The sequence below is a fragment of the Corallococcus sp. M7 genome (assembly GCF_054512695.1).
Genome location: NZ_CM137252.1, coordinates 6723773 through 6737394, shown reverse-complemented (window position 1 = coordinate 6737394; position 13622 = coordinate 6723773). Strand labels below are relative to the sequence as shown.

General features: G+C 70.2%; 6 protein-coding genes. 4 read left to right on the top strand and 2 right to left on the bottom strand.

All coding sequences use genetic code 11. The annotated features are described in order from the left end of the window. Positions 1-570 precede the first annotated feature (570 nt). Complete coding sequence (locus tag ACX114_RS27065) at positions 571-1956, top strand: FadR/GntR family transcriptional regulator (protein ID WP_459289147.1); 1386 nt, start codon at positions 571-573, stop codon at positions 1954-1956. 80 nt (positions 1957-2036) lie between these two features. Here ACX114_RS27065 and ACX114_RS27060 read toward each other — a convergent pair whose 3' ends face one another. Beyond that, positions 2037-2930 carry a phosphatase PAP2 family protein gene (locus ACX114_RS27060; protein ID WP_459300299.1) on the bottom strand — a complete coding sequence of 298 codons (894 nt, stop codon included), beginning with the start codon at positions 2928-2930 and terminating at the stop codon, positions 2037-2039. 57 nt (positions 2931-2987) lie between these two features. Further along, positions 2988-3896 carry a LysR family transcriptional regulator gene (locus tag ACX114_RS27055; RefSeq protein WP_459289145.1) on the bottom strand — a complete coding sequence of 303 codons (909 nt, stop codon included), beginning with the start codon at positions 3894-3896 and terminating at the stop codon, positions 2988-2990. A gap of 672 nt (positions 3897-4568) precedes the next feature. On the opposite strand from ACX114_RS27055, the gene ACX114_RS27050 reads away from it, so the two are divergent. The 3 genes from ACX114_RS27050 (at position 4569) to ACX114_RS27040 (ending at position 13616) form a co-directional block, all read left to right on the top strand. Continuing rightward, positions 4569-5444, top strand: coding sequence for an alpha/beta fold hydrolase (locus tag ACX114_RS27050; RefSeq protein WP_459289143.1), 876 nt, complete (start codon positions 4569-4571; stop codon positions 5442-5444). Positions 5445-6705: 1261 nt separating this feature from the next. Next, entirely contained in the window at positions 6706-9951 is a 3246-nt protein-coding gene (locus tag ACX114_RS27045; RefSeq protein WP_459289141.1) for a PD-(D/E)XK nuclease family protein, read from the top strand. Continuing rightward, complete coding sequence (locus ACX114_RS27040; protein ID WP_459289139.1) at positions 9948-13616, top strand: UvrD-helicase domain-containing protein; 3669 nt, start codon at positions 9948-9950, stop codon at positions 13614-13616. The genes ACX114_RS27045 and ACX114_RS27040 overlap by 4 nt, the downstream gene beginning before the upstream one ends. Positions 13617-13622 lie beyond the last annotated feature (6 nt).

Here is a 13622-nt window from a genome sequence, read left to right as displayed (position 1 = left end):
GCGAAGTTGAGAAAGAGAGCCTCACGGAGCGCGGCGTTGGACCACAACCTGCGCGAACTCGCAGGTGCCAGGACCAGGTTCACGAGCAGTGGTGCGCGACGGGAGCCCTCTCTCGAACCCTGGTCTGCCTGTCGGACAAGTTCACGCAGCATGAAGCCAGAGACGCGCGCCTCACGGAGCACTGCGGCGCACGCACGACGTCATGCATGCGCGGACGCGAAAATGGGGCCACGGACAGAGGCGCCCACCCGGGAGCGGTTGCCTCAAAACCAGTCCGATAGTCGAACAAGTCTCCGCAGCATGAGACCCAAGGCCGCGCTGGACCGACAGTGTCGTGACGTCATGCGCGTGGACTTCAAGGTGGAGCACGGACAGGGGCGCCCGCCCGGGCCCGGTTGCCTCAAAACTTGTCCGACAGTCGGACAGGTTTTCGTTCCATGCGGCCCAGGGGCGTGCCCCCGGCAAGCGACGTAGACGGGCGGCCCGCATGTCCAGTCCATGTCAGACCCCTCTGGTTGGATGGCGATGCTGAAACGAGGAGGGGGAATGGGGATGGGACGAGGCGGACTCGTGGCTTATGTGGAGGCGCAAATCGAGCGCGACATCGCGCTGGGGCGGTTGCACCCGAGCGGGCAATTCGGCCCTGAAGCGAAGCTGGCGCAGCGCTATGGGGTGAGCCGGGGCACCATCCGCGAGGCGCTGCGGCGACTGGCGGCACGGGGCCTGGTGGTGCAGCACCCCGGTCGCAGGACTCGCGCGGTGGCGCTGGATGAGTCGCTGACGCTGGAGAACCTGGGGTTAGCGCTGCATGACGCGCGCTCTTCGAATGCCCGGTGGCTGCTGGAGGGCTTCTTCAGCCTCAAGCGGCAGGTGTTGGTGGAGTTGCTGGTCGACTGCTGCGCGAAGGCCTCGGACCTCGACCTGGACCGGCTGGGGAGCCTGTGCTTCCAGCTGTGGAACGCGGGGCGCTGGGAGCCGGGAGCCGCCTGCGCTCATTTGGAGTTCGAGTTGCTGCGACTGGCGGCGCGGGTGGCGGACCGTCCCGGGTACGTGCTCCTCGTTCAATCCCTGCAGCGGGCATTTCTGGGAGGTGCCGCCCAACTGCTGCCGCTCCTGGGCGGTGAGGCGCTGCGTGAGTGGGCCACCTGCGCGATGGGGGCACTGTCGGAGCGCAACGTGCAGGAGCTTCAGCACAAACTGCCGGCGCTACTGAATACTTGCGACAAGCGTTTGCTGGATGCCTTCGCCTCTGCACCCCAGGGACCTGGGTCTCCCGAAGCCCATTGCCCTCAGGAGGACCTCCTCGCTACGCCGGCACCGGCCAGCGGCCCGGAGGATGTTCTTGAGGCACGCTCTTGTGCCGAGGCCGGTGGCGCCAGCGCCTCTGCGTCAACCACCACGCCAGACGAGATGCTGGGGGCATGCCCATGCATTGATGCGCGTGTCTCCGGCACCACCGGACACAGCGAAGTGTTGGAGGCACTTCCTTGCGTTGAGGGGGATGGCACCGACAGCGGGGCGAACCTTGGCTTCGGCGGGCTCCCGCCAATCAACGAACCGGGCTGCCTCGCGCCCATCGCCGAGGACACCAAGCCGCTTGGGATTGCACCTGGCCTTGGTGCTCAGGCCTCCCGTGTGGATCTGGGCAGCGAGCAGTTGCTGTCCTCAGACGCCCCGGGGCTTGCCCCCTTTGGGGCCGATGGGGAACTCGCAGGGCGGGACGTGATGGGTGCGGCCTGGGAAGGCCGGTCCGACAGTCGAGCAGGTTTGGGCGCTGCGCCTCCAGAGGAGGCTTTCAGCAGATCGAGATTCCACCCACGGGTTTTCGCTGAGGCCTTCGTGGAGCGTTTCACAATGTGGGCGAGGCGCTTCATGGACCCGTGGGCGTCCCTGGTCCGCTGGCCCATGAGCTTCAGGCGGTTGATTGCCCATCCCCCAGGCCTACCTGCTTCGTGAGCGACGACGGCCCTTCATGGCCGCTGTCGTCCATGAGGCTCTACCGGGCTCCTCCGAAATCCACCTCTGATGGAGTGGGGTTAGAACGCGCCGGACAGGCCCACCATCTGGGTGCCGACCATCGGGTTGAGTGACACCGAGGACGTCCGCGTCGCGGCGTGCGCGGTGTCATCCACGCGGCCGTGCAGGAGCAGGGGCACGGCGACGCCGAACGCGGTACCCAGCACGGCGCCGGTGAGCACGTCGGAGAGGTAGTGCTTGTCCGCGCCCATGCGCAAGAGGCCCACGGAGGCGGCGAGCGGCAGGCCCACGCCCCAGATGACGGCCTGGTGCTTGTAGCCGCGCATCGCGGCGACGGTGCCAGCGGACACGGCGAGGGAGAAGGCCAGGTTGGTATGGCCACTGTAGAAGGACAGGTTGTTGTCGCTGGGGTGCGCGGTGAGGCCCTTTTCCTCTTCCGGGAGAACATGGACGAAGGGCCGTTCGCGGCCCACGGCGAACTTCACCGCCTGGTTGGCGACGGAGGCGAGGACTGCGCTCTGCACCATGATGGTGGCGTCCTGGGCGAAGAACTCCGTGGAGGCGCCACTGCTACGTCCCACGGCGTACTGGGTACCCAGTACGCCCAGCGGCAGGCCCGCGAACCCGATGATGTTGCTCCAGGTGTCCGCGCGCTTGCGGGACGCTTCCGTGCTGCCCGCGATGCCTCGGCCCCAGCGATCCAGGCGGTTGAGCCGGTCGGTGCCGTCCGGAGCGCGGTCACACCAGCGGCACTGCGCAGGGGCCAGGTTGTCCTTGAACACCGATTCGCTGGAGATCCACAGCACTCCCGCGGTGCCGGTGATGATGCCGTCGCGGGTCCAGTTGAAACGCAGCGCGCGCGGTGCGTCAGAGGCGTCCTGCGCGGCGGCGGGGGACAGCGGCGCGAGCAGGAGCAGGCAGAAGGTGGCGAGGGTCCGGTAGGAAGCAGGCATAGGGCGGAGGAGCATAAAGGCGCTCCACCCTTTTCCTGCAATCCGGGTGATGGGGGCTCAGCTCGCCCCGGCCTCGTCCTCTTCGACGAGCCGCGCCAGGAAGTCGCCCAGGGCCTTCACCTTGGGCGGAGTTCGCCGAGCCTGGGGCCACACCAGCCACAGCGCGCCGCGTTCCAGGGAGTGCTCGCGCAGGAAGGGGCGCAGCGTGCCGGCCTCCAGCTCCGGGCGGATCATCAGCTCCACGAACTGGGCGATGCCGAAGCCCGCCCGGGCCGCGTGGGTGACGGCCTCGCTGTTGTTGAAGACGAAGGTCTCCGGAATGCGCGGTGAGGGGACGCCCGCGGACTGACGCAGGGCCCAGGACTCCACTCGGCCGGTGGACACGAAGCGATAGCGGATGCAGTCGTGCTCCTGAAGTGCGTCGAGCGAGCGCGGCGTGCCGTGCGTCTGGAGGTAGGCAGGAGAGGCGCAGAGGATGAAGCGCTTGGGGCCCAGGCGGCGGCGCATGAGCCGTGAGTCGGTGAGCTCGCCGCAGCGCACCGCCGCGTCCAGCCCATCCCCGACGATGTCGGCCAAGTGGTCGTTGACGTCCAGGTCCAGCTCCAGGTGCGGGTACTCGCGGCGGAAGCGCTGGAGGTTGGGGATGATGAGCCGCAGGGCGAGCATTTCCGGCACGGAGACGCGCACTCGACCCCGTGGGGTGCGCACCGCGTGGGCGAGCTCCGACTCCGCGTCGCGCAGCTCGGTGAGAGCGCGCACGCAGCGCTCGTGGAAGCGGGCGCCCTGCTCGGTGAGGTGCATGCGCCGCGTGGTGCGCTGGAAGAGGTGCGTGCCTAATCGCTCCTCCAGGCGGGCCACGCTCTTGCTCGCGGCGGATGGAGTGATGCCCAGCGCGCGGGCCGCGGAGGCGAAGCTGCCGGTTTCCGCGACGCGAGCGAAGACGCCGATGGCGGAGAGGCTCTCCATGCGTTTCTCCAGGAGTTGATGATTCAGGACCTGTGTGTCCGGAGTGAAATGGCAGGCAGCGTCATTTCGCGCACGCCTTTTCCACCGCATGAATGCTGGCGAAAGGAAACACGCGCCATGTCCACGCCACGGAAGGCTCCGCCATTTCCCACGCCACCTTCGTCCGTCCGAGTAGTGCCGCTACAGTATTCCGGCCATCGCGAGGCTGATCTCGGGGACGAGCGTACTCTCGCGCAAGAGTCCACGGCCCGGCATCACGAGGTGACCGACGAGAGGCCAGATTCCAGTCGCACTCGGATCCATGTACGAGAGCCCGTGGCTCAGCACCGCGCATTGGAAACTGAGGAGCCAGAATCCGGAGGCATTCGTACCTCAGTGCGGGCGCCCAAGGCCCACCAGTTCGCGTTGGTTGACGAGAGCCCCGATTCAGGGCGCACTCGCATGGCTGTGCGGGAGCCCGTGGCTCAACACCGCGCGTTGGGGGATGAGGCGCCAGAAGCCGGAAGCACTCGTGGCGCCGTGTGGGAGCCCGAGGTCCGGCACCATGCGGTTGCTAATGAGGCGCCAGCGTCTGGAGGCCCTCGTTCCGCTGTTCGAGATTCAGGGGCTCAACGCCGCGTGTTGGCCGATGTTGCTGTTTCCCGTCGCGGAATGTTGAGCGCGGGTGCCGCCATGGTGCTCGCTGGCTGCGCGAGCAGCGCTGGCACCGGTCCGCGCAAGACTTCGAACGGGACGGTCCAGAAGGAATCGGCAGCATTCACCCAGCACCGGTTCACCTCCGCGGATGGTACGTCGCTGTCGTACTTCCGGCACGGGCAGGGACCCGCGCTCGTCTGGATCTGCGGCACGCTCAGCACGTGGGACGATTGGCGGGACGTCGCATCGCGGCTGTCCCCTCGCTTCACGAACTTCGTGTTGGAGCGGCGCGGACGCGGCGCCAGCGCGGATGGCGCGGCGTATTCGCTGGAACGCGAGGTCGAGGACGTACTCGCTCTGATGCAGGAGGCCGGGCCCGGGGCCTGCCTGTTCGGCCACTCGTTGGGCGGCATCCTCGCGCTGGAGGCGGCGGCGCGACGACGGCCTGCGCGGCTGGTGCTCTACGAACCGCCGTTCCCCATCTCCCAGCGCATCGCACGCGAAGCCGTGGAGTTCGTCCGCACGACCTGGAAGCGCGAGGGCCCAGACGCGGCGCTCGTTGCCGCGCAACACCGCATCTTCCGGATGCTCTCCCCGGAGCAACTCGATGCCTTCCGCCAGACGCCGCAGTGGGCGAAGCAGCTCGGCATGATGGAGACCTTCCTGCGCGAAATCAGCGCGGTGGCGGACCTCCCGATAGGCGTGGAGCGCTTCCGCACCGTGGATGCCGCCACCCTCGTGGTCCTGGGCGACAAGAGCCCCCAAGTGCTCCTCGCGGAACCTGCCCATGCCCTGACGAAAGTCCTCCCGCACGCGTCCCTCCGCATGCTGCCGGGACAGGGCCACGTGGCCCACGTCTCAGCCCCCGCGCTGCTCTCTCTGGCGGTGGAGGACTTCCTCACCGCGCGCTGAAGCGCCTGCGGAGACTCACGCCCTGACGTCCATGGCGGCTTGTCGGACCGGTTTCCATAGCAGCACCCATGCCAAGCGCAGCGTCCAGAACCTGCCCGACTGTCCGACAAGTTCTTGCCGCGGCCTGGCACAAGCAGCGGCGGTCCAGACCCGCCCGGCTGTCCAACAGGTTTTCGCTGATGCCTAGCGTGAGCGCCGTTGTTCCAGAACCTGCCCGACTGTCGGACAGGTTTCCACAGGAGCGGGGCGCAAGCCGTGTGGCCCATACCAGTCCAACTGGCCGACAGGTGTCACAGGGACGGGGCGCCAGCCGTGTGTCTCAAACCAACCCGACTGTCCAACAGGGGCTCGCTACGGTCCGGCGTGGGCGCCGCTGTTCCAGAGCGTGTCCGACTGTCCTACAGGTTCTCACAAGGACGGGGCGCCAGCCGTGTGTCCCATACCAGTCCGACAGGTTTCACTGCATGGCGCCGACTGCGGTGCTCCAAAACAAGTCCGACCGTTCGACAGGTTCTCGCCGTGCCTTGGTTCCAGCGGTGGTGTTTCGGTTCTGCCCGATTGTCCAACAGGGGCTCGCTGCGGCGTGGCGTGGGCGCTGTACCAGCAGCTGTCCGACGAGATTCCACAGTGGAGGTGTTCCAACCTTGGGGCTCCAGAACCAGTTCGACTGTCCGACAGGTTCTCGCAGCGTAGTGGCGCCAGCCCTGGTTTACCTGTCGCACAGGACTGGTTTTCGCGGTGCCAGGCGCCAACCACGGTCTGCCGGACCGACTTTGGCCGTCCGACAGGTTTTCGCAGCGCCGTGGTTCTAGCGGAGCGCTCATGACCGGTCCGACTGTCCGACAGGTTTTCCACCGCCGTGGCGCCAGCCTTCATGGGCCAGCCGGTCTGCCTGTCGTACAGGTTCTCGTGGCGCCATTGCGCCGGCCAGGGTTGGCCAGCCCGGTCTGCCTGTCGGACAGGTTTTCGTGGCTCCGTGCGGCCAGCAGTGGTGCTCCCGACCTGTCCGACTGTCCGACGGGTTTTCGCGGCTTGGCACCTGCCGCGGCTTTCCAGAACCTGTCCGACTGTCGGACAGGTTCTTCGACCTGGTCGCCTCTAGCCTGACCGGAGTTGTCACGGGTCGGGCGGAAATGCTCGCGTCCTTGGACTTCCCGGGTTCCGAGGGCGGCAGGCGAGCGGACAACGGGCCAGGGTGTGGGAATGCTCAGAAAGGAGCATGAAAACGGCGCCCCTGGCCGTTCTAGAGTCCTCGCCCCGCATGTCCCGCCCTGGTCGCACACTCCACGTCTTCCCCGATACCGCGCGCCGCCAGGCTGCCCTGCGGGCGGAGCGGCGTGCGCGGGGCATCGCCGTGGGGACCCATCTGCTCACGTGGGACGACTTCGTCCACGCTCTGGGTGGGGCTCGCGAGCTCAACCGGCGGCCCTGTCCCGCGATGACGGCCCGCGCCGTGGTGGCCGGCCTGGGCGCATCGCTGGGCTCCACGCCGTTCGGTGATTATGTGCGCGAGCCCGCCTTCGCCCGCGCCGCCGCGGACGTGCTGCTGGACTTGAAGGCGGGCCGGCTCTCCCCTCGCGAACTTCAGGACGCCGCGGAGGTGCTGCCCCCGGAGCGCCGCACCCGCGCGCGGGTCCTCGCCCGGCTCTATCACCTGTACGAACAGCGCATGGCGGAGCTGGGGCTCGCGGACCGCGAGGACGTGCTCCGGGGCGCTCGCGAGGCGCTGGACCGGGGCGTGTGGCCTTCGGGCTGGGATGGAGTGACGGGGCTGGTGCTCCACGGCGTCTACGACGTGCGCCCGTCGAAGCTGGAGCTGCTGATGGGGCTCGCCGCGGCGTGCGAGGCCCGGCGCGTGTCGCTGCGCGTGGAGACGCCAGTGGGCGGCTCGCCGGTGGCCGACGCGGCGCTCGCGGCGCTGTTCCGCGCCTTCGAGAACCGGGGCGAGACCATGCCCCACGTGGACCTCTTCAAGGCGGACGTCACGTTCGAGGGCCGCCCCTTCACGGACCTCGGCCGGCACCTGTTCTCGCCTCGCGCCGCTCGTGATGTGCTCAAGGGCGCGGTGGACGGGCTGTCCGTGTGGAACGCGACGAACGCCCGCGAGGAGGCCCGCGTCGTGGCCCGCGACGTGCGCCGCCTCATCGACTCGGGCAGCGCGCCGGGCGACATCGCCATCGCGTACCGGGACCTGGGACCGGAGGCGGGCTGGCTCGCGGAGGCACTGGGCGACCTGGGCGTGCCGGTGCGCCTGCCGTGGGGGGAACCGCTCGCGCTCGCGGGGCCGGTGCGGCTGGCGCTGGAGCTGCCGGTGCTGATGGAGGACGGCTTCCCGGCCGAGCGCGTGGCGGAGCTCGTCTCCAGCCGCTACGTGCCTTCGCTGTCGCGCGGGGGACCGGATGCGCCCGCGACCCTCTTCGCGCTCGCCGCCGCGCGTGACGACCGCCTGGGTGCCACGCGAGGGAAGGGCGCCTACGACGTGCGCCTGGATGGGCTCGCGCGCCGGATGGCCGCGCAGGGTGGCAAGCGCAAGGAGGACGCGGTCAAGGTGATGGCCGTGCGCGCGCTTCGCGACCGCGTGATGCGGCTCATCGACGAATGCCGCCACATTCCCCAGGAGGCCCCCGCCGCGGAATCGATCGCCGCGTGGTGGAAGGTCGTGGAGCGGCTGGGCCTGCTGGACTCCTCGGGGCCCCTGGAGGCTCGCGAGGCCGGGACCCTGGGCGCGCGCATCGAGGACGCGAGGGCCCGCGACGACGCGGCGCTCGCGGCGTTCCGCCAGCGGATGGAAGCGCTGCTGCGCTCGCTGCGCGCCGTGGGCGGAGGTCCCCGCATCACCCGGCGCGTGCTGGGCCGGTGGCTGGCGGACGCGCTGCGCGACGTGCACCTGCCCGCGCGTGGCCCGTCCACGGGCGCGGTGGAGGTGCTGGACCTGGCGGAGGTGCCCGGCCGCACCTTCCGGCACCTCTTCGTCGCCGGGCTCACCGAAGGACGGCTCCCCGGGCGCGACCCGCCGTCGCCGCTGCTGGGAGACGCGGAGCGCGTGGCGCTCAACCAGCACCTGACCCGGGACGTGTTCCGCCTCACCGGCGGCGAATTCGACGACCGGGCGCCCTGGCGTCTCACGGAGGACCGGCTGCTCTTCGCCAGCGCGCTCGCGGCGGCGGAGGGTTCGTTGAGCCTGTCGTTCGCGGTGAAGGCCGCGGGCGGACAGGAGCAGGTGCCCTCCGCGTTCCTGGAGGAGGTGCGCAGGCTCACCGGCCACAAGTGGTCCACGCGCACGCTGCCCCCGGTGCTGCCGCTGGACGAAGTGCTCACGCCGTCTGAGCTGCGGCGCACCGTGGCGCTGGAGGCGCTGGCGGGCCTGACGTTCCCCTCGTTGCGCGTCACGGAGCCGGACCCCGCGGGACAGGTGCTCAAGGAGCGCTTCGGCACGGACGACTGGTTCCGCAGCGCACGGGAGCTGGCCCACATGGAGGCCGCGCGCCTGCGCTTCTTCGGCCGCGAGGATGAGCTGCCCGGCGAGTTCACCGGCGGCGTGCAAGGTCCCCAACTGGAGCAGAAGCTGCGCGACACGTTCCACTTCGGCCTGGAGCGCCCGCTGTCCGCGAGCGCCCTGTCGAAGTTCGGCAACTGCGGCTTCCAGGGCTTCATCGCGTACGGCCTGAAGGTGGCCGAGCCCGTGGTGGCCAACGAGGAGTTCGACGCCCGGGGCCGAGGCACCTTCTGGCACCGCGTGATGGAGGAGGTCTTCCAGGCGCTCAAGGAGAAGAAGCTCCTGGGCCAGGCGCCGGAGGACATCCCCGAAGAGGTGCTGGAGAAGGCGGTCAAGAAGGCCAGCCGGCACTTCGCGGAGCTGTATCACGTGGGCCACCATGAGCTGTGGAAGCTCGCGGGTGAGAAGGCCCAGGCCATGGCCCGGCGCATCCTCGCGGATCCGCGACGTGGCCTGCCGTTCGATCCGCTGGTACCCGAAGGCTTCGAGCTGCGCTTCGGCCCCGCGGCCGAGGACAAGCGCTGGAGCGACGTGAAGCTGATGGTGGCCGAGGACGCCATCGTCTTCGAAGGACAGATCGACCGGCTGGACACGGCCGGCCCGGAAGTGGGCGTCATCGATTACAAGACGGGCCGCCTGGACAAACGCACGCTGAAGGAGAACCTGCTGCGCTCGGACTTCCAGCTCCCGCTGTACCTCTATGCCGCGCGCGTCGCGGGCCACGTGGGCGCGAAGAACGCGGCGTGGTTCTCACTGCGCACGGGCGACGCCATCCACCTGTCCTCCGTGCTGCCGGCCGCGGAGCTGGAGGACCTGCTGTCCACCGACCCGGAGGTGCGCCAGCGTGTAGCGGAGGCCGCCGGCCTCAACCTGCCCAACGCGGTGGAGTCGCTGGTGCGCCAGCTGCGCAAGGGCGACTTCCCGGCGCGGCCCAATGACTGCGGCAAGTGCGGCTACCGCGCCGTGTGCCGCATCACCGAGCGCCGCATCTCGGACGAGGGGAGCGGATGAGCGACACCGCGCCCCACATGCTCGCGCTGGAGAAGAACCTGGCCCTGATGGCGGGCGCCGGCGCGGGCAAGACGTACAGCCTGGTGACGATGACGCTGCACCTGTTCGCGGGAGCGCGGCAGGCGGAGCCGCTGCGTCCTTCGCGGCTGTGCATGCTCACGTTCACGGACAAGGCCGCCGCCGAAATGCGCAAGCGCGTCCGCGAGCGCCTGGACGCGCTGGCCCAGGGGGATGTCCCGCACGACGCGGAGAAGGAGCTGCGCGCGTCGCTCGCGAGGCTGGAGCGCCCGTTCCCCACGCAGGACCAGTGGCGCAAGGTGCGCGAGGAGCTGGGCGCCGCGACGGTGGGCACGTTCCACTCGCTCTGCGGTCAGCTCCTGCGCCGCGCGCCGCCCGCGGTGGGCATCGACTCTGCCTTCGAGGTGCTGGACGAACTGGAGGCCGCGGGCCTGCTGGAGGACGTCACCGAACGCGTCGTCCTGGACGCGCTGGAGGGCGGCGACGCGCGCGTGCGTGAGCTGTGCGCGGAGCTGGGCTTCTCCGGCTCTGGCTTCTCCGACGGGCTCGTGGCCGCGCTGATGAACGTCTACGGCACGCTGCGCGAAGAGGGCCTCAAGGCCGCCACGGCGCGCGTGGGCGACGGCGTGGCGGACAAGGCGCAGCTCGAGGCACTCATCGAGGATTGCCGCCGCCTGTGCCTGGACGCCCGCGCCCAGGACACCAAGGGCGAATGGAGCGGGCTCTTGAACGCGTGCGAGCCCGCGTTGAAGGCCATGACGCCAGACACGTTCATGCAGCCGGGCCACTTCCCGCTGCTGCGGTCCGTGCTGCTGTCGGAGCCGCGCAACCTGGCCAACCTGCGCAAGGGCGCGGGCGCGTGCCTGAAGGAGCTGCTCTGGAGGGTGAAGGGCAAGAGCGACGGCTCCGTGCGGCGGCTGGAGGATGCCTACGCCGCGTGGCGCACGGCGCCCTTCGAGGCGACCTTCCGCGACCTCCTGACCCAGGTGGAGGAGCGGCACGACGCGGAGCTGACCCGGCGCAACGTGTTCGATTTCACCTCGTTGCTGGTGAAGGCGCGCGACCTCCTGCGCGACCATCCGGAGTTCCGCCAGCAGGTGCAGGAGCGGCTGGGCGCGCTGCTCGTGGACGAGTTCCAGGACACCAACCGGCTGCAATTGGAGCTGGTGCTGCTCCTGGCGGAGAAGCGCGAAGGCGGCCCGCGCGAGCTGGCGCCGGACGCGGACCTCGTGGCCTCGCTGCCCCTGGAGCCCGCGTTCCTGTGCGCGGTGGGTGACCGCAAGCAGTCCATCTACGAGTTCCGTGGCGCGGACGTGTCCGTGTTCAAGGTCCTCGCGGACAAGATCGAAGCCGAGGGCGGCATGCGCGGCTTCCTCCAGAACAACTACCGTTCGCTGCCGGGCGTCCTGTCCTTCTTCAACCGCGCGTTCGCCGGGCTGCTCGTGGCGAAGGAGTCGACGCCCCGTCCCTTTGAAGTCGTCTACGAACCCGAGACGGACGACCTGTCCCCCACGCGCCCGAATCTGGCCGAAGGGCCCGTGGTGGAGCGGCTCACCCTGCCGGAGGCCGACACCGCCCCGGAGCTGCGCGAGTACGAAGCGGACGCGGTGGCCCGCAGGCTGCGGGTGATGCTCGCGCCGGGTGCCCCGCCGACGGTGATGGCCGAGGACAAGAAGGGCCTGCGTCCCGCGCGCGGCGGCGACGTGGCCATCCTCTTCCGGACCTTCACGCACCTGGAGGAGTACCGGCAGGCGTTGATCCGCCACGGCGTGCCGCACCGGGTGCTGCGAGGCCGCGGTTTCTACGGGGCCCAGGAGGTGCGCGACCTCGCCTCGTTGCTGGCGCTGCTCGCGGACGCGGACGACGCGCTGGCGTTCGCCGCGGTACTGCGCTCGCCGCTGGTGGGCCTTTCGGACGCGTCGCTGTTCCGGCTCGCGGGGGACCTGCCGCTGTCGCTCGGCTCACCGCGCCTGGTGGATGAAGAGGTCCGCGCCGCCATGTCCGCGCGCGAGCAGTCGAGGCTCGCGCGCTTCCTGGAGCTCATCCCCGTGCTGCGGCGCGAGCGGGATCGGCTGGGCGTGCACGCCCTCTTGCAGGCCGCGCTGGAAGCGACGGGCTACCGTGAAGCCCTCGCGGGTTCGCCCTACGCGGAGCAGGCGAGCGCCAACGTGGAGAAGCTCCTGTCGCTGGCGGCGCGCCGGGACGAGCGCGGCACGGGAGGCTGCGTGGCCTTCGCGCGCGAGCTGCGCCAGTTGGCGGACTCCGACCCCAACGAGGCCCAGGCGGACCTGCTGGACGAGGGCGACCCGCGCGCCGTGCAACTGCTCACCATCCACCGTGCCAAGGGCCTGGAGTGGCCGGTGGTCATCGTGCCTGGAATGGGCGGACGCCGGCGCACCACGTCCGCCCGGGCGTACTTCGAGCGCTCCTTCGGCCTGGCCCTGCGGCCGTGGATGCCCGACTCGCTGGACACCTTCACCTCCGAACGCTTCGAGGCCGTGCGCGCCGAGCTGAAGGCCCGCGAGGACGCCGAATACCTGCGCCTGCTCTACGTGGCCCTCACGCGCGCCAAGGACCTGCTCGTGCTGTCCGGCGGCGAGGAGAAGCGCGCGGGCACCGACACCTGGTGGCACCGCGTGGACCGCCGGCTGGACGTGGATCCGGACCTGCGCGCGCTCGCCAACGACGTGGACGTGGAAGAGCTGCCTCCGCCCGCGGATCCGGAGCCGCCCACGGAGGAGCAGCTCGAACAGGCGCGGCTCCGCCTGGAGTCCGCGCTGGAGCGGATGTCCGACGAAGCCTCGGGCGCGGGTGCCGCGTTGTTCACCGATGCCCCTGTGGTCGCCTCCGTGCGCGCGGTCCAGGACTTCCTCACCTGCCCGCGCCGCTACCACCAGCTCCACCGGCTGGGGCTCGCCGCCGGATCCGAACCATGGGAGGCCCCCGTGCGCGCCGCGCCCCTCTTCGTGGAGCCTGACGGCTGGCTGCCCGTGGAGCGTCCGGACCAGCTCGTGACGCGACTGTTACGCGAGGTGGACCTGTCGCTCGCGGGACCGGACGCGGAGGCCTCCGAGCGCCGCGCGCACCTGGAGAACCTGCTGCGCGGCGCGGGCCGGGATCCGGACGAGGATGAGCTGAGCGAGGTGCTCGCCACGGTGGAGCGCTTCCTGGACACGACGTTCGCCCGCCAACTCGCGGTGGCGCCCGCGTCCACCATCCACCGGGGGCTGGACTTCGTGCTGGACCTGGACGACAGCGCCAGCGTGGAGGGCGCCGTGGATCTGCTCTGGGAGTCGCCGGACGGAGAGGCCGTGGCGGTGCTCCTGCGCCCGGGCGCCCGCCACCCCCTGGGCACGGCCGCGTGCGTCCATGAGCTGACAGCCCTGGCCCTGGCGTCCGCGCGCATGGTGCGCGACGGCGTGCCGGTGCGGGTGGGCGTGGCCTTCCTGGGAGACGCGTCCCCGGAGCCGGAATTCCTCCCGGCCGGATCCGCCGACGCCGGGGCGGTGCGCCGGCTGGCCGAGGGCGTCCGAGCGCTTGTCCAGGCCGAAATGTCGCGGGCACGGCCGGGGTGGGACAAGGCGGCCTGCCAGGCCCTTCACTGCGGCTTCGCGGAACACTGTCACCCGGCCCCTCCCGCGTGCTAAGCGGCG